The sequence below is a fragment of the Streptomyces sp. HNM0645 genome, from assembly GCF_030056615.1.
GTDB classification, from domain to species: Bacteria; Actinomycetota; Actinomycetes; order Streptomycetales; family Streptomycetaceae; genus Streptomyces; species Streptomyces marianii.
This window is the reverse complement of record NZ_JASHLT010000006.1, coordinates 94,379-114,169: the sequence shown is the minus strand read 5'-3', so window position 1 is coordinate 114,169 and position 19,791 is coordinate 94,379. Positions and strand designations below refer to the sequence as shown.

The 19,791-nt window shown below is 67.2% G+C and carries 11 protein-coding genes; 8 read left to right on the top strand and 3 right to left on the bottom strand.

The genetic code is table 11. The features are described 5' to 3' along the window. Position 1 precedes the first annotated feature (1 nt). From QMZ92_RS05465 to QMZ92_RS05450, 4 genes are all read left to right on the top strand, one after another. Positions 2 to 964 carry a site-specific integrase gene (locus QMZ92_RS05465; protein ID WP_283296092.1) on the top strand — a complete coding sequence of 321 codons (963 nt, stop codon included), beginning with the start codon at positions 2 to 4 and terminating at the stop codon, positions 962 to 964. A 516-nt stretch (positions 965 to 1,480) separates the two neighbouring features. Beyond that, positions 1,481 to 1,876, top strand: a complete 396-nt coding sequence (locus tag QMZ92_RS05460) for a hypothetical protein (protein WP_283296091.1) — start codon at positions 1,481 to 1,483, stop codon at positions 1,874 to 1,876. Beyond that, positions 1,876 to 2,811: a hypothetical protein gene (locus QMZ92_RS05455; RefSeq protein WP_283296090.1), complete on the top strand. Its 936-nt coding sequence runs from the start codon at positions 1,876 to 1,878 to the stop codon at positions 2,809 to 2,811. Before QMZ92_RS05460 ends, QMZ92_RS05455 begins: the two co-directional genes overlap by 1 nt. A 133-nt stretch (positions 2,812 to 2,944) precedes the next feature. After that, the gene (locus QMZ92_RS05450; protein ID WP_283296089.1) at positions 2,945 to 6,706 is read left to right on the top strand and encodes a CHAT domain-containing protein; all 3,762 of its coding nucleotides are present in this window, start codon (positions 2,945 to 2,947) and stop codon (positions 6,704 to 6,706) included. A 158-nt stretch (positions 6,707 to 6,864) separates the two neighbouring features. On the opposite strand, the gene QMZ92_RS05445 is transcribed toward QMZ92_RS05450, so the two are convergent. The 3 genes from QMZ92_RS05445 to QMZ92_RS05435 are packed head-to-tail and all read right to left on the bottom strand — an operon-like array spanning position 6,865 to position 11,036. Continuing rightward, a complete protein-coding gene (locus tag QMZ92_RS05445; RefSeq protein WP_283296088.1) occupies positions 6,865 to 7,824 on the bottom strand; it encodes a hypothetical protein in 960 nt (319 codons plus the stop codon). A gap of 37 nt (positions 7,825 to 7,861) precedes the next feature. Continuing rightward, positions 7,862 to 9,532, bottom strand: a complete 1,671-nt coding sequence (locus tag QMZ92_RS05440) for a phospholipase D-like domain-containing protein (protein WP_283296087.1) — start codon at positions 9,530 to 9,532, stop codon at positions 7,862 to 7,864. After that, positions 9,525 to 11,036, bottom strand: a complete 1,512-nt coding sequence (locus tag QMZ92_RS05435; RefSeq protein WP_283296086.1) for a hypothetical protein — start codon at positions 11,034 to 11,036, stop codon at positions 9,525 to 9,527. Before QMZ92_RS05435 ends, QMZ92_RS05440 begins: the two co-directional genes overlap by 8 nt. 423 nt (positions 11,037 to 11,459) lie before the next feature. On the opposite strand from QMZ92_RS05435, the gene QMZ92_RS05430 reads away from it, so the two are divergent. The 4 genes from QMZ92_RS05430 to QMZ92_RS05415 are packed head-to-tail and all read left to right on the top strand — an operon-like array spanning position 11,460 to position 19,780. Next, a complete protein-coding gene (locus tag QMZ92_RS05430; RefSeq protein ID WP_283296085.1) occupies positions 11,460 to 13,637 on the top strand; it encodes a hypothetical protein in 2,178 nt (725 codons plus the stop codon). 41 nt (positions 13,638 to 13,678) lie between these two features. Next, positions 13,679 to 15,319, top strand: coding sequence for a class I SAM-dependent DNA methyltransferase (locus QMZ92_RS05425; RefSeq protein WP_283296084.1), 1,641 nt, complete (start codon positions 13,679 to 13,681; stop codon positions 15,317 to 15,319). Next, the gene (locus QMZ92_RS05420) at positions 15,312 to 16,523 is read left to right on the top strand and encodes a restriction endonuclease subunit S (protein WP_283296083.1); all 1,212 of its coding nucleotides are present in this window, start codon (positions 15,312 to 15,314) and stop codon (positions 16,521 to 16,523) included. The genes QMZ92_RS05425 and QMZ92_RS05420 overlap by 8 nt, the downstream gene beginning before the upstream one ends. Continuing rightward, positions 16,520 to 19,780, top strand: a complete 3,261-nt coding sequence (locus QMZ92_RS05415) for a type I restriction endonuclease subunit R (protein ID WP_283296082.1) — start codon at positions 16,520 to 16,522, stop codon at positions 19,778 to 19,780. Before QMZ92_RS05420 ends, QMZ92_RS05415 begins: the two co-directional genes overlap by 4 nt. Positions 19,781 to 19,791 lie beyond the last annotated feature (11 nt).

The following is a 19,791-nucleotide window of genomic DNA, read 5'->3' as shown; positions in this document are numbered from 1 at the left end:
GGTGACGGACTGGCTCACCGACGGCCGGACGGGCCTCGACCCCAGCACCGTCGAGACGTCCACTCTCCTGAGCCGGAAGCACGTTGTTCCGTCGCTCGGTGCTCGGAAGCTCCGTGATCTCAGCGCGGAAGACGTGGATCGCTGGCTCGCCACCAAGGCCAAGGCGCTCAGCACCCGGACCCTCCAGACGATCCACTCGTGCCTGAACCGCGCGGTCAGGCGGGCCATGGCCCGGGACAAGGTGAAGCGCAACGTCGTAGAGCTGTGCTTGGTGCCCCAGGGCCGGGCAGGGCGACCGTCGAAGGCGCTCACGTTCGCCCAGGCAGACGCCGTGCTCAAGGGCGCCGCAGGTACCTCGATGCACGCCTACATCGTCGTCGCCCTGCTGACCCGCGCCCGCACCGAGGAGCTTCGGGCCCTCACCTGGGATCACGTCTTTCTGAAGGGCCGGCCGGACTTCGATCCGCCCCAGCCTCCGCACATCGCCGTCTTGCGTTCGGTCCGGCGGAGCGGCGACACCAAGACCCGGAAGTCGCGGCGGACGCTCGCTTTACCGGCGCGCTGCGTCGAGGCCCTGCGGCAACGATTCGAAGACCCGGGCCGGGAGCGGCTCGCAGCCGACGAGAAGTGGGAGGAACACGGGCTCGTCTTCTCCTCGGCCGTGGGCAGGCCGCTCGACGCGGCCAACGTCCGTCGGGCCTTCCGCCAGGCGCTCAAGGACATCGACGGGGTCGACGCCGAGGAGTGGACGCCCCGGGAGCTCCGGCACAGCTTCGTCTCGCTGCTCTCTGACCGGGGCGTCCCGCTGGAGGAGATCTCCCGGCTCGTCGGGCACTCCGGTACCGCCGTGACCGAGGAGGTCTACCGGAGGCAGATCCGACCCGTGATCCAGACCGGCGCCGTGGTCATGGACGGGATCTTCGGCGCTGATCCGCAGCGGCCGTGGACACGCGGGAACCGGTAGTCACGCAGATAGACACGCAGACGAAACAGATGAGGCACCTACTGATTTCAGTAGGTGCCTCATCTGGTACTTCACTGTCGGGGTGGCGGGATTTGAACCCACGACCTCTTCGTCCCGAATTAGGTCCGATCATGTTGCCCACCAGCTGCGAAGGATGTATGCCCAGGTCAGGCTGTTGGTGGCCGTTGGTCTCGGGTGGTGTCGCGAGGGCTCTGGGAGAAGATCTTCTCCCAGATTTCTCCCAAGCGGTGGGGTGACAGCGTGACAGTTGCTTCAGGATGTCGCGTTACGAAGGCGAATTTGCATGCTGCGGTACGCCGTCAGCGGCAGCACGGCGCATGGCGTACCACCGTCTATGCATTGCTTGCGCAGAGGATCGGTTGAACCGTCCTTTCAAGTACCTCGACGTCTCTCTGCTCTGGCTGAGGAGTTGGCTGAACCCGTGGGCGTATCTGCACGTTTGGAGCAAGAATGGCGGCCTGGTAGATCAACAAGGCGCAGGGGGCGAAGTTCTGTATGACGAGCCAGGTGGAAGTAGGCGGCCTGAGGATCGCCAAGGCGCTGTCGTACGTGTGTGGGCATCGGGACGAACTCGCCGCGCTGCTTGATGAGGACGACGCCGCCTTGCGTGCTGTCGAATCCGCAGTCGGCATGCCGCCCGCGGATGACGTCTCGCTCACTGCCCTTCTGGACGCCTTGCATGCAGCGGTTCGACGCGCAGGCGACCCGTCCGGGGTGTATGGGGGTACGGGCCGCAGCGTGATGCCGGCCGGTGTTGCTGATCTGGCCGTTGTGTACCGGTGCCCCTTGCAGCTGTGCATCGGTCGATCCGGTCAGGAAGTGGACGACGACGTGCCGCGCTGCCAGTTCGCTTCCGGCGAGACGGCGCTGATCCGAGAGAGGCTCCCGTAGTGGGAGGGCTGCTCAGTGAACTCAGCAAGAAGCTGGCCGAGCGGTGGCTGACCCTCCTCGTACTCCCCGGCGCGCTCTACTTGGCAGTCGCCGCAACCGGACACACCCTTGGGCAGAGCGCCGCGCTGGACGTGGGGCGGCTCACTCACGCGATCTCGGACACTGCCCGGGCTCCCCAGGTGACCACGGTAGGCGGCCAGGTCGTGCTGCTCGCTGCCATCCTGGCCGGTGCGGCCGCCGCCGGTCTGGCCGCCCAGTCCCTCGGCTCCGTTGTCGAGCGTGTGGCCCTGGCTGCCGACTGGGGCACATGGCCGTGGTTGTTCGGCGAGTTGGCCGAACGTCACGTGGCACGCCGACAGCGTCGCTGGGACGCGGCACGTGCTGAGTACGAAGCCCTACGGCTACTGGAACGCGCTCCGCGACCGGCCGACCGTCCCAGGCCCCGGGAGCGCCACCGTGCTGCCCACAAGTGCGAACGTATCTCCGTGGAGCGGCCTGAACGGCCGACCTGGAGTGGTGACCGGATCCACGCCACTGCTGTTCGGCTGGACCGATACGCAAATGTCAATCTCCTTGTCCTCTGGCCACACCTCTGGCTCGTGCTGCCGGAAGAGATACGCGGCGAGATCGGCAGAGCCCGCGCCGCGTTGACGCGAGCTGCCGTCCTCAGTGGCTGGGCCCTGCTCTATCTGCCCCTGGCCTGGTGGTGGTGGCCCGCGGTGCCGCTCGCCGCCACGCTGGTGGTCATTTCGGCACGTCGCCTCCGTACTGCCTCGGACACCTACGCCACGCTGCTGGAGGCATCCGTGCGCCTTCACCTGACGGACTTGGCCGACAAGCTGCGCATCGAGGAACAGCCGATGGGCCCTCCGCTCGGTGGCGCGGTCATGCGACGGCTGAGCAGCCCGGCGCCTGCGACGGAACCGGCTTCGTGAGCTCCGTGGAATTCAGAGACTCGCCTCGGCAGTCCTGGGCGGTGCGGCAATCAGATCTACCGGAGACGGAGATCGGGAAGTGACAGGACGGTTTATGCAGGGGCGTGAGCAGGATTTCGCAAGGAAAAGCGAAGTGGAGAAGCGCATTGCCGTAGTGGAGTTACGGCTGGACCGGCTCGCCCGCGAACAAGATCCTCGGGTGGTGCTGGAGTCGGAAGCACTGGTCGAAGCCCGTCAGCTTGCCTCGATACTCCACGATGACGAGTCCGATCTGGAAGGTTACTACCTCCTCGGTTGGTTGCATGTCTCCAGGTACAAGGCACTTCCCGAAGGGGCTGGGCAGCGGGACAGAGAGGAAGCCGTCGCGAAGTTCACGCCCTGCTTCGTGTTCGGCGCAGATGAGGAGGATCTGCCGGACGAACTCCTTCCAGATGTGGCCCAGCGCGCGCTCGGCTTCGTCTGGAGGATCCAGCAAGGGATGAGTGCTTCGCCGAGCCCGGCTCTGCGCGCAAGAGTGACCGATCTCCTGCGCCGTATCGCGGCCGCTATTCCCCGTGGAAAAAGCGAGTACGCGGAAACGCTGTCCAATCTTTCCGTCATCCTGAGTTCCCACTTCGACGCGGGTGGCGAACTGGCGGATCTGGACGCGGCGATCGACGCGGCCCTGGGCGCAGTGGAAAGCACGGCAACAGGGCATCCGAAACAGCCGGGCATGCTGTCCAACTTGTCAGGTGTGCTGATGACGCGCTTCACTCATACAGGTGCGGCGGCGGACCTGGACGGTGCGATCGAGACCGGCCGATTGGCAGTCCAAGCTTCTGTGGGCTCCGCTGTCGGCAGGGCTGGCGGGCTCAACAACCTGGGTACCGCGCTGAAGACCAGGTTCACCGAGAGCGGCATCCTGTCGGACTTGGACGCGGCGATCGAAGCCTTCCAGGAAGCCTCAGACCTCTGTACCGAGGACCACGAGAAGGCGGGAGTTCTTCACAATCTGGGGACCGCCTGGCACGGCCGATATGAAAGCACCGGCGCGCTGGCGGATCTGGACAACGCGATCGAGTGCTGCCAGGCCGCAGTCGAGGCGGCTCCCGAGGAACATCCTGCGAGCTCCATGTTCCTGTCTGGGCTCGGCACCGTCACGCTGACTCGATTCCAACGCACGGGTGAAACAGCGTATTTGGGCCGATCTGTTATTGCGTTCCGGGAAGCACTGGACATGCTCCCGCCGGGGCACCGGGCTCGTGGGCTTCGTCTCTCCGGCCTGGGGCAAGCTCTCCTGGCGCGATATCGCCTCGGCGGCAACAGATCTGACCTCGATACGGCGATCGAGATGAACCGCGCTGCCTCCCGGGAAATCACCCCGCACCAGACCGAGTTCAACGCGGTCCTCAACAACCTGGCCATCTCTCTCGGGCAGCGTTTCGAATGCACTGGCCATATGGCCGACCTGGACGAGGCGATCAGCGCCAGTCGCGCTTCCGCTCAGGCCACCGGGGACGGTCACGTCGACCGGCCGACCCGTCTGTCCAACGTCGGTCTGATGCTGTGGACTCGGTTCAAGCACACCGGGGCGTTGTCGGACTTGGACGCCGCGATCGAGTTCGCGCACGAAGCTGTGAAGACGGCACCCCGTGAACACTCCGCCTTGGCGGCGATGCTGTCCAATCTCGGCGCAGTGTTGTTGCAACGTTACGAACGGAACGGGGACCCTCAAGATCTCGACGAGGTGATCCGAAGGAACCGCGAGGTCCTCGGCATTGTGGATGCAAGCAGTCCTGACCGCCCTCGTTTCCTCGCGAATCTGTGCACCGCCCTGCACGCCCGCTTTCAGCGCACTGGAGGATTTGAGGACCTGGATGGCGCGGTCGCGGCGGGACACGATGCGACCGCCACCGTCCCGTCCCATCACCCTGAACGCCCGAGGTACTTGTCCATGCTGGGAGGTGTGCTGACCGTCAGGTTCGAGAAGACCGGGTCGATAGCGGATCTCGATGACGCGGTGGTTGTGTGCCAGGCCGCGCTCGACATCTCGCCCGCGGAACATCCAGAGCGCGCCGACTACCTGTTCCAGCTCGGGACTGCCCTGCATCGCCGGTATCAGCGGACTCACTCGCGACACGACTTTGATCGCGCCCTGGCCGCCCACATGGAAGGCGCGCGAGCCGACGGGTCCAGGCCCTCGATTCGGATTCGGGCCGCTCAGGCAGCGGCCTCAATGACCGTACGGCCGGAGCCTGATCTCGCAGCCGATCTCCTGGCCGGTGCCGTACACCTACTGCCCGAAGTGGCAGACCGCCGGCTGAGCCGTGGTGACCAGCAGCACGCCATGGGTAAGTGGTCCGGGCTGGCCGGAGACGCTGCGGCACTGGTTCTTGCTTCTCACGAAGGCACACCCGCCGATCGGGCAGTGCGGGCACTGCAGTTGATTGAGGTGGGCCGCAGCGTCCTCCATAGTCAGGCGCTGGACATGCGGAGCGACCTCGCTGAGCTTCGCGAGTGCCATCCCGAGCTGGCCCATCGCTTCGAGGTACTTCGAGACGAGCTCGACCGGCCGATGGAAAAGGCTGCACCCACGGAGCCCGAGAAGCAAGTCAGCTCCGCCGTACGTGCGGTCGACGCCGAGGAGCAACGACGCAGCCGCGCCAACCAACTTCAGGCCACGCTGGACAACATCCGAACGCAGGACGGATTCGCCAGCTTCGCTCGTCCACCCGCCGTTAGCGAGCTCCTGGCACAAGCCACCTCCGGCCCGGTGGTGAGCTTCAACGTCAGCCACTACCGCAGCGACGCACTGCTGTTGACGTCCGATGGAATCGAGTCCCTGAACCTGCCCGACCTCACGTACGACCTCGTCATCGACCAGATACAGACCTTCCACAGGGCCCTGGAAACCGCTACGGATCCGCGCACGACGCCCCTCACTCGAAAAGAGGCGCAGGCGACGCTTCACGCTGTCTTGGAGTGGCTGTGGGACGCGGCGGCCGAACCGGTCTTGCGTAGCCTCGGTTTCACCGGTGAGCCCTCTCCCGGACAGTCGTGGCCCCGCGTCTGGTGGGCACCTGGCGGGCTCCTCTCACTGCTACCCCTGCACGCTGCCGGGCGTCACTCCGAGCTGCCCTGGACGGGCTTGAGAGACAGGGAACCGCCGACAGTCATGGACCGTGTCGTCTCCTCGTACACCACCACTATCCGAGCACTGCACCACGCACGCCGTCATCACACCTCCGCGCCTTCGGTGAGCCGGTCACTGATCGTGGCCATGCCCACAACTCCGGGCGTCCAAGGCCGCCTGGGCCACGTCTCGGAAGAAGTCGCACTGCTGTGCGACCTGCTGCCTGAGCCGACGCTCCTCATGGAGCCGGATGCAGAGGCTGATGGCATGACCTCCCCCGAGTCGGAGACGCGACCGACCAAAGCTCGGGTCCTGAAGACTCTCTCCGATTGCGGGATTGTTCACTTCGCGTGCCACGGTGCCCACAGCCCCGACGACCCGTCCCAGAGCCTGCTGCTTCTGCACGACCACGAACGTGATCCGCTCACGGTGGCGAGCCTTGCAGAAATGAGGATGGACTCGGCCCAACTGGCCTACCTGTCAGCGTGCCGAACAGCGTTCATGGAATCCATGGAGCTGATCGACGAGGCCATCCATCTCACGTCGGCCTTTCAGCTCGCGGGTTTTCCCCACGTCATCGGCACCCTCTGGGAGATAAATGACGAGGTGGCCTCGCATATGGCAGCTGATTTCTATGCTGAGCTCGGCGGGATCTCCGACCAGCATGGTGGCCTCGACACGGATTCAGCAGCCTGTGCTCTGCACCACACTGTGCGCAAGGTCCGTGATCGCTATCCCAAGTCCCCCTACCTCTGGGCGGCCCACCTGCACGCCGGGATCTGAAAGCGGGCGGTGCCGCGGCTGCTGAGCCGCGGCAACGACGTGGATATTGCTGCCGTTGCAGCCCGCACCTTGGCCACGACTGGACGCGCGTGTGCGGTGATCGGGTGTCCGTGTTGTGCGCAGATCTTCCGAGACGGACACGCGGAGCCTTTCCCAGGCTATGGCCCACACTGCGGTGGACGGGGTCCGGCCAGGCTGAGGTCCGATAGGACTTGGCCGGCCAGTTCGAAGGGCTGGTTGCGTGGACCGTGGGATATGGAGGCGGCGGATTCGAAGCTGTGTTGTGCTGCGAGAGCTCTCGGCCCGACCAGGCCGGTGAGCCGGTGGTGCCGCCAGAGGGGAGTGGGCCGGCGGGCATCGACCACGATGAGGTCGGGCCGACGCCAGATGACCAGCGCCCAGGCTCCCCCGTCGGAGTCCGAGCCAGCCCAGGCTCCGACCAGGGGCGCGTCTTCGGCAGCGCCGACTGCTTCGAGTGCTACCAGCGCGGGGTTGCTGAAGCGGCCGGTGACGTGGAGTAGCAATTTCCCGTGGCGGTGTACGTCGCGGTTCTTCTCGGCGAGGGACCATACGGCGTCGGCGAGGGGATCGTCCTGGACGACGTCCGACGCGACATCGAGCACGGCGGTTTGGTCGACGGCCGGGCCGAAGGCTGTGTCGAGCAGCGCCGTGTACTCCGCGACGTACGCAGAGTCCACTGCGGGAAGCAGGTGGCCGACTGCCTGGGAGGCTTCGTTGAAGGCGATGGTCTCCGGTGTGATCTCGTAGCGCGGAGCGTGGCTGCGGAGCACGGCGAGGGCGACTGCGGCGAGGCTACCGACCTGGGGCTCGATCCGCTCGGGAAGATCGTTTCGGTTCAGTGCGCGGACGGCCCGGGAGAGCAGCGGGAGCCAGTCGGTGTGTGCCGGAGGCCAAGCGCCAGCCGCGACGGTCCACAGGGTCAGCCGGACGACGAGCATGTGCTCGGGAGGACCCAGGTGGGGAGCGAGGGCGACGAGGCGCTCCACCCAGCGCCGGTATCTACGGCGGACTTCCTGGTCGGCCTGCCGGAGGTCGGGCAGGGTGGCGGTGCCGCTCGCTTCGGCACCGGCTGCCTCGGGGTCGTGCTCTGCTGCCACGGCCTCGGCGTCGTCATCGTCGAGGGCGGCTTCGATGTCATCGATGAACCGCTCGTCCCAGGAAACGGGCAGCAGGTCCTGAAAGGGCGTGCTGATGTCGGTGGGCAGGGGGAGCCCCAGCGCGAAGCGCGTGAGCGGATGTCCGACGCGTCCGGCGCATTCGTACCAGATAGCGCTCCCAGCCGTCCTCGTCGCCGTCCAGCGGGGCCGTCGTGACCGCACCGCCAGTGCTGCTGCTTGCGGATACGCCCGCTGGGGTGGGGGTCAGTCCCGTACGGAGGGTTTCCAGGTCGCCCAGGAATCGTTCGGCGAGCCGGGGATCCGCGAACAGGTCGGGAGGCCGTGTCGTGGGGGCCTGGGACTGGGTCGGGGTCATTCGGCGCAGGGCACGGTCAGGGTCGACGACGAACACGATGTTGCCGAAGCTCGGTACGCCGTCGCTGTCGACTACGACCAGGCGCACACGGCTGCCCGCATCGGCCGGAGCCGTCACCGTCAGCGTGGCCTGTCCGGGCGGGATGTCGGCGATGCGCTCCCACGCCTCCGGCGGCGCTGCGGCCTGAGACAACTCCAGGTGAGCGGTGTCGGAGAGAGGCCGGGCCACGCTGATCTCCAGGCCGTCCGGTACGCGTAGGGCCCCGAGCAGCAGCGGCCCACTGCCGGCGATGGGGCGGGGAAGGGGCGGCACTGTGTGCAGCCGGGCGGCGGGCTCGTCGGTGCCGTCCGGAAGGAGGGTGGCCGTGATGGGGGCGATGATGCCGAGTTCGCAGTTGCCGCCGTCGCTCTGGGAAAGCAGCAGGGCCGCAGCGGAGAGGTTCGGGCTGCCGGTCAGGGCCCACCGCTGCCCCTCGGAGACCCACTCGACGAGTTTCCCGTGGCGGTACCGCTGGTCGTCGTCGCTGATGACGCGTCCGTCGTACTCCTTCACCAGGGCGGCGACCGACGGACCGTCGAGATCGCTGAGCCCGGGCTGGTAGGCGAGGGTGAACCGGCTTGGCCGGAACCGTTCGAGCAGCCGCCGCAGTGCCATCGAGCGCCGGTCGTAGAAGGGCGCGAACACGGCCAGTTCGTCGACGGGCCCCTGCGGCAGCTGATCGATGATCGGCGAACGCAGACTGCTGACGACGCGGACCCGTGGCGCCGCAGGTGTCCTGTCGCGGTGGAGCCGGTCCAGCAGTGCTGCGACCCGACACAGCGCCTGTGGCACTCCGGCGGAGAATCTCACCCTTTCCGGGAGGTCGTGTAGCCATGCCGACAGCTCCGGAACTGCCGTGGGACTCTGCTCGCCGTCCACCCGCAGAACCGTCCACAGTTCGGCGTTGGCCTGCCAGCCGGCCAGCGTGGTGTTGCCGGAGCCGAGGGCGATGGTGGCGTGCTCCGGTCCGGCGAGGACCATCAGCTTGGGATGGAACGCGGCACCCTGGGCGTAGGCCAGACCGGCGAGGTAGCTGCGGCCGGCCCGCCGGACGGACCGGGGATCGTTCCGGGTCATGGAGACGTCTCCCGCCACCGTGACGCGTGCGCCGGTGGCCTGAGTGACGCCGAGGGCGACCTCCTCGAAGAAGCCGAGATCGGCGGTGAAGCTGAGGAAGAGCGCTTCTTCCAGACCCCGCCCGCCCGTGCGCTCCTCGTCGAGGATGAGGGTCAACGGAGAGGCAAACGCGGTCGGTGGCTCCACCACCCCCGGTGCCGGTGCGGTCTCAGTCAACGAGAGCCCTCCCGCTCCTGGTCACCGACCAGTGCTGGTCGTAGTAGTCCAGTACGCCGCAGGTGGCCAGGACGGTCCCGAGCTGGTCCAGCCGTAGCCCGACGTCACCGCGCCCCTCTTGGCTCGTCCGGTACAGCAGCCCGCCCCGTTCGTGCAGCCGGGCCGGTAACCACAGTGTGCCGTCAGCGCGTCGGCGGGCCTTGGCCAGCGCGATCCGCTGCGACCGCGCCACCAGGTCGTAGGTGAGTCGGCGGGCGACATCGCGTAGTTTCATGGGCCGCGCCTCGTCAAGCCGCCGCTGGACCCATTCCGGGCCGAGCTCGACACCGCGCTGGCCCAGAAACGCGTCCCGGACCCGACCCGTGAGTTCGTCCACCCGACGGGCACTGGCGGCGAGCACCCGCAGTTCGGCGAGGGGCAAGGAATCGCCCGCCCACCGCAGGTCGTGCTCAGCGGGCAACGGCGCTCCGGCCGTGCTCTGCGTCGCAGGAAGGGAGGACAGGAACGCGTCCACCGTCATGTCGGGCAACTCCGCGGCGAAGCGGTCGGCCACTTCCTCGATCGGCACCAGCCCGTCGACCTGCTCCACGAGCCAGGACCACAGGCGGCGCCACGCTCCGACGGAGTAGTTGCGCAGCACCACTCCGCGCCAGGCGCCCGCCGCGTCGATGCCGCTGGTCACAGGATCGGTGGTCAGGAAGTCACCGAAAGCGAGCACGTGGCCGATATCGCGGGTGAAATACCGGACGGGATGTGTGACGACCACACGAGTCAGAAGCTGAATCGTCTGTCGCCGTGTTGCCGAGCGGGAGCCCGCTTCGGCCGGTGCACCGGGCTCGCACAGAAGGTTCGCCAGCCACGCCCCGTCAGGATGCTCACCGCCCGCGCACACGCACAGCCGGTCCCCGAAAGGGGCGAGATCATCCACGTTCAGCGTGTCCTCCGCGGCCAGTTCGAGCAGCCCGCCCAGCCCGGCTCGTAGTGCCGCGGTCTCCAACCGCGGCCCGGGAACCGGTATGGCTCCCGCACCGAGGATGCCGAGCGCGACCTCGGATCCGGCGTACGGTGCCCAGAACCCCCACGAGTTGCCCACGTACCCGTCCTTGCCCGGGACCTCGGCTTCAGACATGGTGACCGTCCCAAAGTGCAGCCGCCGGGCAAGGGCATCGACCCCATGAGCACGCGGCAGCCAGTCCAGAGCCTGCGGATGATGCGCGAACGACACGGCGGCCAACGCCACTTCCGCGCGGCGCAGCAGAGTCTGGGCGGCTGGGACCGTCAGGTCTTCCGCATCGGCTTGCGCCGCGACCAGCCCGTGCAGAGCGTAGTAACGCGCATGCGGAGTCAACGTGGTCACCCCTGGCACCAGGTGATCGACCATGCGCCCCACATGCCGCTCCACCGAGAGCGGATAACGGCCCGCGGCGACATCCAGTCCGGGACGGCTCCAGCCGGGTCCGTCCACGAGCTCCGGTGTCTGCCCCTTCTCGCCGACGGCGGCCATGCGCTCAACCATCGGACCGGGAGCGGCTGAACACCGCTGGCCGGTAGGTGCGCCGCGCAGTGAACCCTGTTCGGCAAGACGGACCGCGGCTGTGCTCGACCATTTCCCGCTGCCACCCCCCTCAGTGCAGTTCAGTCGGGAAACTGATCCGCCATTCTGGCGCATCTCTCGGAAGGCAGCGGCACTTCGGATGTGAATCACCCAGCCGGATGAGACAGCCTGATGAGGGTGAACCTGCGTCCATGCCTGATAACCGCCATTATCAAATGAAGGCGCACTCGCATAGCCGGGGTCGGCGTATCGTCTTGTGGCGTCGGCGAGAATCCGCTGCAAGCGGAGCCGTGACACAAGACAAGGCCCGGCCTGATGGCCGAAGCGGCTGATGTGACGATAGATGAGCGAGGGGGGGGAGGGATGCGCACCGTGGTCACTGGTCTGCCGAACCCGGCACTCCGCTCCCCAGCACCGCTGCCCCTCCTGGTGTCGATGTCCGACATCGCGACGTTCGCCCGAGTGAAGCGCCCTGTCGTGTCCACCTGGCGCCGACGCCACCCGGACTTCCCCGCCGCCGTGTCCGAGAACTCGGGACGGCCGCTGTTCGACGGCGCACAGGTGACGAACTGGCTGATCGCCTCCGGCCTGGGCAACGCCGCCCCGCAGGAGCTACGGTCCGAGCTGGCCCTTTTCGGCATCATCGCGCTGCGGGACCGCTTCACGCCGTGGCAGCTGGTCGAGACGCTGGGCAGCCTGCTGTGCCTGCGCCGGCTCGGCGGCCGGCCACTGGCCGACGACGGCGCGAACGCCTCCCCGGCCTCCTCGCCCGACGCCGAAGCGGACGAGGCCCTCTGGTCCGCGCTGCTGCGCCGAGCCGAACGGATCGACGCCGAGGACGATTTCGTACTCCGCGAGCTTCGCGCGATCGACGCCACGGCAGCCCCGCTCGCCCGCCTCGCCGAGGACCTGGTCGAATCCGCCTACGACGAGCGCGGCGCGTACGAGTGGCTGCTCGCCGCCCGCTCCCGGCTCGGACTGGACTCCCTCGCTGCCGACGCGGTCACCCTGGAGCTGCGGAGTCTGCTCACCCAGCTCACCGACCTCCGTGTCCGTCTTGAGCGAGGCGAGTCCCTCACCCTCGCCGACCCGCACGCCCGCGCCGGCGACCTGCTCGCCGCGCTCCTCGACGACACGGAGGACCGCGACCGCGTCACCATCCTCGCCGCCGACCCCGATGACCGGCTCACCCGCATCACCCGCCGCCGCTTCCTGCTGGCGGGCGTAAGCGAACTCGACCTGGACGTGCAAACCGGCTCCGACCTGGAGGAACGCTTCGCGGACCCGGACATCGTCGTCACCCAGCTCCCATACCGTCCGGGCGAGGACCGCTCGGTGCTCGCCGCCCTGACGGAGCTCGAACGCGTCGCCTACCTCCTCCGCCCCGGCTGCACGGCCCTCGTCCTCGGACCAGCCGACGCGCTCGTCGACGAACTGAAGAGCACGGAGGCCGCCCAGCTCCGCTCGGCTCTCCTGCGCGAGAACATCGTCGAGTCGGTCATCGCCCTTCCTGGTGGGGTCCTTCCCTTCCGCCCTGGCTACCGTCCCGCGCTCTGGACGCTCACGCGCGGTCCCGTCCGGGAGGCGGAGGGCAAGGTCCTACTGGCCGACATCAGCTCGGAACAGCTCACGCCGAGTGTGCGTATGCGGCTCGCCGAGGACGTCCTCCTCTGGCGGGCAGAGGGCTTCCGGGGACTCGACGGTCACGACCCGCGCTACGGCCGTGTGGTCCCCGTCGCCGACCTGGACCGGGCCTTCGGCGGTCCCCTAACCCCGCCCGCGCCGCCCGCCTCGGCGATCTGGTCGGACAAGGTCACCGAACGCCCCGCCCTGATCGCCGAGGCCGAGGCCCGCCTGGAGCGTGCGACAGCGGACACCCGGGCGTACGAGGACGAGCGAGGCCCTTACCACGGGGCCGTAATGCGCAGGGTCGGCCGCCTGCCCAGGCGCACCACCCTCGGCAAGCTGATCGCCGCACGCAGGGTGACACGGCTCCCCGGCCACCGTATCGACGAGAGGCACCTCACCCGGGACGGGCACCACACCGTCCTGGGTCCCGAGGAGATCGCCGGCGAACGGCCCGTGGGCGACCGCCGCATCGACCGCCTGCTGCTGGCCACGGCGTACGAACGGGTGGCGCTCACCGAGCCCGGTGACGTCGTCTACACCCTGGCGCCCCGCCTCGGTGTGTACGTCGACGACGACGGCTTTTCGGTCGTCGCGTTCCCGGCGCGCATCCTCCGGGTCAACGCCGACGCCATGCGTCCGCTCACTCCCCGGGTCCTGGCGGCCCTGCTCGGCGCGGCCCGTGGCACCGCGCGCAGCCCCAGCGCCGTACGACCCGCCCGCCGTATCGAGGACTACCAGCTCCCCGACCTCGAGCAGGACGAGGTCCTGCGCTTCGACGCCCTGCTGGCCGAGACGGAACGCCGGGAACGCCTGCTGCGTGCCCAGGCCGGCGCCCTAGCCGAGGCTCGCCGCCTAACGATCGCGGGCTTGGCAGACGGCACCCTCGCCCTCGGCGAAACCCAAACCATGCACCGCACGTAACCCATCCAGACCCACCCGCTGACGAGTCGGAAGAAGGAACGATGCCTCCCCGCAAGCGAGCCGCGGCAGCCGCCGGACAGGGCGAACTGCTCAGTGTCTCCAGCACCCAGGAGATCCAGGACATCCTGTGGAAGGCCGCGGACAAGCTCCGCGGTTCCATGGATGCCGCCCAGTACAAGGAGTTCGTGCTCGGCCTGGTCTTCCTGAAGTACGTCTCGGATGCCTTCGCCGAACGCCGCGAGGAGTTGGCCGCGGACCCCGAGCTGGCCCAGATCCCGGAGCACCGCCGGGCGGCGTTCCTGGAGGAGAAGGACGAGTACACCGAGAAGAACGTCTTCTGGGTGCCGCCGGCTGCCCGCTGGGACTACATCTCGGAGAACGCGGCCAGTGTGGAGGGCGGTGTCGGCAAGCTCCTCGACGAGGCCATGGACGAGGTCATGAAGGCCAACAAGGCCCTCACCGGTGTCCTCCCGAAGATCTTCAACCGCGACAATGTCGACCAGAAGCGCCTGAAGGAACTCGTCGACCTGATCAGCGACGCCCGCTTCACGGGTCACGGCGACCGTCCGGCGCAGGATGTGCTGGGCGAGACGTACGAGTACTTCCTGGAGAAGTTCGCGCGGGCCGAGGGCAAGCGGGCCGGCGAGTTCTACACCCCTGAGAGCGTCGTCCGCTTGATCGTCGAGGTGCTGGAGCCATATGGCGGGCGGGTCTACGACCCGGCGTGCGGCTCGGGTGGCATGTTCGTGCAGAGCGGCAAGTTCGTGAAGAAGTGGAAGGGTCAGGACCACACCCACGACATCGCGATCTACGGCCAGGAGGCCAATGAGCGCACCTGGCGCCTGGCCAAGATGAACCTCGCCATCCACGGCATGGACCCGAAGGGCGTCGGCGACCGCTGGGGCGACACCTTCGCCGAGGACAAACTGCCCGACCTCAAGGCCGACTTTGTCATGGCCAACCCGCCGTTCAACATGTCCGACTGGGCGAGGAAGTCGGATGACCGGCGCTGGCGGTACGGCACTCCGCCCCAGTCGAACGCCAACTATGCGTGGCTCCAGCACATCGTGTCCAAGTTGGGCGACCGGGGCAGCGCGGGCGTGGTTCTGTCCAACGGGTCGATGTCGTCCAAGCAGTCGGGCGAGGGCGAGATCCGCGCGGCGATGGTCGAGGCGGACCTGGTCTCCTGCATGATCGCGCTGCCGGGCAACTTGTTCCGTACGACAGCGATCCCGGCGTGCCTGTGGTTCCTGACGAAGGACAAGTCCCCTCAGGGCGCTGCGGCGTTGACGGATCGACGGAGCCAGGTGTTGTTCATCGACGCGCGCGCGATGGGCACGATGGTCGACAAGACCGAGCGCAGGTTCACTGACCAGGACCTGGAGAAGATCTCCGACACGTATCACGCGTGGCGGGGCACGAAGTCGGCGCGGGACAAGGATCTTTCGTACGAGGACGTGCCGGGGTACTGCTTCAGCGGGACGCTGGAGGAGATCGAGAAGCACGACTATGTGCTGACGCCGGGGCGGTACGTGGGGGCGGCGGAGGTTGCGGAGGATCCGGACGCGGAACCGGTGGGGGAGCGGATTGCTCGGCTGACGAAGGGGCTGTTCGAGCAGTTGGATGAGTCGGCCCGGTTGGATGTTGTGGTACGGGAGCAGTTGGGGAGGATCGGTGGCTGAACGAACGGTGTCGCTCGCAGAGTTGGTCGACGAGAATCAAATTGAAGTCGGTGCGGGACGGCCTCGATCGGTCAACCAGGATCGGGATCCACTCCCCATTTTGAGGGTTGCAGATGTCTTGGATGGCAAGATTGGGTCATCCGAATTCAGCTCATCCCTGAAGAGCCAAATTCGGGACCTTGGCCCAAAGGTCTCACGCCCCGGAGACGTTGTCCTTACCGTCAAGGGGACTGTGGGCCGGGTTGCTTTGATGCCGAGCGAAGGCCCACGCTTCGCCTACAGCCCGCAGCTGTGTTATTTCCGGCCGCGCACGGGTGGTCAACTGATCGCGCGATACCTCTACTACTGGTTCAGGGGTGCCGATTTTTGGATTCAGGCGAATGCCCTAAAGGGGCAAACCGACATGGCGGATTTTATCAGTTTGGGTGACATCTTGTCGCTTAAACTGAGGGTCCCCTCTCGAACTCAGCAAAGCAATGTAGTTGGTGTCCTCGGGGCACTGGACGACAAGATCGCGGCCAACGAGCGCATCCGTGGCACCGCACTAAGCCTTGCCCACGCCTGCTACGAGGCCGCGAGCACGACCTGTGAGCCCGAGCGGATCGGTGACCTTGCAACGCTTTTCGACGGCCCTCATGCCACCCCCCGGAAAACTGAGGCGGGACCTTGGTTTCTAAGTATCAGCAGTCTCAACAACGGCTACCTGGAAATCGAGGAGTCAGCCCACCTGTCGGAGGAAGATTTCCCACGTTGGACTCGACGCGTGCAACCCCAGGCCGGGGACGTGTTGTTTTCGTACGAAACGCGGCTCGGCGACGCAGCCCTCATGCCGCCCGGCGTCCGAGGCAGCCTGGGGCGGCGAATGGCATTGCTGCGCAGTAAGTCCACTTCTGTTAGCGGCGCGCTCCTGCTACACGCGTACCTCAGTCCCAGTTTCCAGGAAGAGATTAAGCGCCGCACCATCCATGGCGCGACCGTCGACCGGCTGCCGCTGAAGGAGATGCCCGGCTGGCCCATCTCACTACCTGCCGAGGCCGAGCGGGAGCGCCTGTCCGCGAAGCTTGATTTGCTGCATGCCCGCGTAACGCAGGTCGCGAACGAAAACAGTGCCCTCGCCACCCTCCGCGACACCCTCCTCCCCCAACTAATGTCCGGCAAGCTCCGAGTCCGAGACGCCGAGAAGATCGTGGAGGACGCCGTATGACCAGCGGAAGCAGCAGCGAGCACACTCCCGCCCACCTCGACGCCAAAATGACCGAGTCCACCTGGGAGCACCTGGCCCTGGACGAACTTGCGCAACTCGGCTGGCAGACCAAGCCCGGTAAGGACCTCGCCCCCGGCACCGGCCACCGCCGCGACTGGCACGACCTGCTTCTCCACGACGAGATCCAGCTCGCCATCGAGAAGCTGAACCCGGAGCTGACCTCCACCGCCGTCCACGAGGCGACACGCATCGCCACCGACCCCACCTCCCGCGAGGCGTACCCGGAGAACAAGCAGGCGCACGAGTTACTGACCACCGGCATCCGCCTCACCTACACCGACGAGTTCGGCGCCGAGCAGACCCCCACCGTCCGCCTCGTCGACTTCACGGACCCCGACGCGAACAGCTACCTCGCCGTCAACCAGGTCACGGTCAGGGACACCGACGGCAGCCACCGCCGCTTCGACATCGTCCTGTACGTCAACGGTCTCCCCCTCGCCGTCATCGAGCTCAAGAGCGCCTCCGACGAGAACGCGACCCTCAAGTCGGCGCACGCCCAACTCCAGACGTACGTCTCGGAGTTCCCGATCGCGTTCCGCTACAACGTCCTGTGCCTCGTCTCGGACGGCATAACCGCCAAGTACGGCACAGCGTTCACGCCGTACGAACACTTCGCGCCCTGGAACGTCGACCACGAGGGCGAGCGCGTTGACACCAACGAGCCCGGCTACGACGGCCTCGACGCGCTGAACCTGGCCCTGCACGGCCTGTTCACGCAGGACCGGTTCCTTTCCCTCACCCGCAACTTCGTCAACTTCCCCCCACCCAAGCCGGGCGAGCCCCTCTCCGGCAAGCGCATCGCGAAACCGCACCAGTACTTCGCGGTGAACAAGGCGGTGGACGCGGTCGTCGAGGCGTCGCGGACGAACGGCCAGGCCGGCGTCGTCTGGCACACGCAGGGCGCGGGCAAGTCGGAGGAGATGGTGGAGACGGCGGCGCTCGTCGCCCGCCACCCGGCCCTCAACAACCCCACCATCGTCGTCATCACCGACCGCAACGACCTCGACGACCAGCTCTACGACACCTTCCTCGACAGTGAGACCCTGCTCGGGCAGAAGGCCCACCAGATCGACACGCGCGAGGAGTTGCGTACCGAGCTGACGCGGCGCAACGTCGGCGGGATCGTCTTCACCACCCTCCAGAAGTTCGGCCTGAGCAAGGAGGAGAAGGACGCCGGCAAGTCGCACCCGCTCCTCTCCGAGCGCCGCAACATCCTGGTGATCGTCGATGAGGCGCACCGCTCGCACTACGACAGCCTCGACGGCTACGCTCGCCACCTGCGCGACGCCCTGCCGTACGCCACCCTGCTCGCCTTCACCGGTACGCCGATCTCGAAGGCCGAGGCCGACACCCGTGCCGTCTTCGGCGAGTACATCGACATCTACGACCTGAAGCGCGCCGTAGACGACGGGGCCACGGTCCGCGTCTTCCACGAGCCGCGTGTCATCAAGGTCGACCTGCCCAAAGGTGTCGACCCGAACACGCTCGACGAGCAGGCCAACACGCTCACCGAGGGCATGGACGACGCCGAACGCCGCCGCGCCATCCAGTACGCCACAACGATGAACACCATCTACGGCTCCGAGGACCGCATAGCGAAGCTCGCCGACGACCTGATCGCCCACTGGGAGCAGCGCCGCGAGCTGGTCAAGCCCGATATCGGCGCCCCCGGCAAGGCGATGATCGTGTGCGCGACCCGCGAGATCTGCGTACGGGTCTTCGACGCGCTGGCCGAGCGGCGGCCCGGCTGGGTCAATGACGAGGTCGACATGGGTGTCATGAAGATCGTCTTTCACGGCGACCGTTCCGACCCCGAGCATATGCGCAAGCACTCGCTGCGCAAGTCCCAGCAGAAGGTCGTCCAGAAGCGAGCCAAGGACCCTGATGACGAGCTGGAACTGCTCATCGTCCACTCGATGCTGCTCACCGGCTACGACGCCCCGCCCATCCACACCCTGTACATGGACCGCCCGATGCAAGGCGCCAACCTGATGCAGGCGCTCGCTCGCGTCAACCGCCGTTTCCGCGGCAAGCAGGACGGTCTGCTCGTCGGCTACGCGCCCCTCACTGACAACCTCACCAAGGCCCTGCGCGAGTACTCGGACCAGGACCGCAAGGACCAGACGCTCGGCGCGGACATCGAACGGGCCGTCACCGAGGTCAAGAACGAGCTGGCCACCATCAAGGGGCTACTGGCCGGGAGCCATTGGAAAGGATGGCTTGCCGACACCAGCCGCCCCGACACCCGCAAGCGCGCGCTGCGCCTGACCGCCGACTTCCTGCGCGACCCGAAGAACCCGGGCAACAAGGTCGAGCCCCCCGCCAAGCCGCTCTCCGTCCGCTTCAAGGACAGCGCGGCCCGGCTGGACCGCTTCTACCGAGTCTGCGCGATGAGCAAGGAGATCGCCGAGCGCTGCGAGGACCTGGACGACTGGCGTCGTGACATCTCCTTCTTCAGTGAGGTCCGGGCCTGGATGATCAAGCTCGACGCCGCCCAGCGCGAGGCGAGCGGGGAGCCACTCAGCGCCGAGGTCCAGCGTTACCTGCAAGCACTAGCAGCCTCCGTCGTCGACGCGGACGAGATCACCGACCTGTACGCGGAGGCCGGGATCGGCCGGCTGGACATCACCCGCCTCAACGAGGCTCAACTGCGGAAGCTGGAGAACTCCGAGACCCCCCACCTGGTTACCGAGGCCCTGCGCCGCATGATCCAGCAGAAGATGCGTGAGGTGACCAAGCACAACGTCGTCCGCAACGAGAGCTTCACCGAGCGCCTGAACGACCTGATGAAGCGGTACATGCTCCAGCAACTCACCAGCGCCCAGGTCATCGCCGAACTCGCCGCCCTGGCAAGGGAGGTGTCGGCGGAGGCCCGCCGCGGCGAACGGTTCGACCCGCCGCTGACCCACGCCGAGCTGGCTTTCTACGACGCCGTAGCGCACCGTGACATGGCCGAGGTGATGGAGGGCGGCGATGACACCCTCGCCAAGATCGCCCGTGCCCTCGTCAAGGACATCCAGAAGAACCTCTCCGTCGACTGGCTCTCCCGCGAACCCGTCCGGGCGAAGCTCCGTACCCGCATTCGCCGCGTGCTGGCGATGTTCGACTATCCGCCGGAAGAGGAGCGCGAGGCGATCGACCTGGTCCTCAAGCAGATGGAGATCGTGGCCGCCCTGTGGGCGCCCGCTGCGAAGTAGCAACACATGCG

Coding starts and splice junctions, on each gene's coding strand:
- QMZ92_RS05435 (WP_283296086.1), bottom strand. CDS start 11,036: ATGGCCGCCGTCGGCGAGAAGGGGCAGACACCGGAGCTCGTGGACGGA.
- QMZ92_RS05460 (WP_283296091.1), top strand. CDS start 1,481: ATGACGAGCCAGGTGGAAGTAGGCGGCCTGAGGATCGCCAAGGCGCTG.
- QMZ92_RS05415 (WP_283296082.1), top strand. CDS start 16,520: ATGACCAGCGGAAGCAGCAGCGAGCACACTCCCGCCCACCTCGACGCC.
- QMZ92_RS05425 (WP_283296084.1), top strand. CDS start 13,679: ATGCCTCCCCGCAAGCGAGCCGCGGCAGCCGCCGGACAGGGCGAACTG.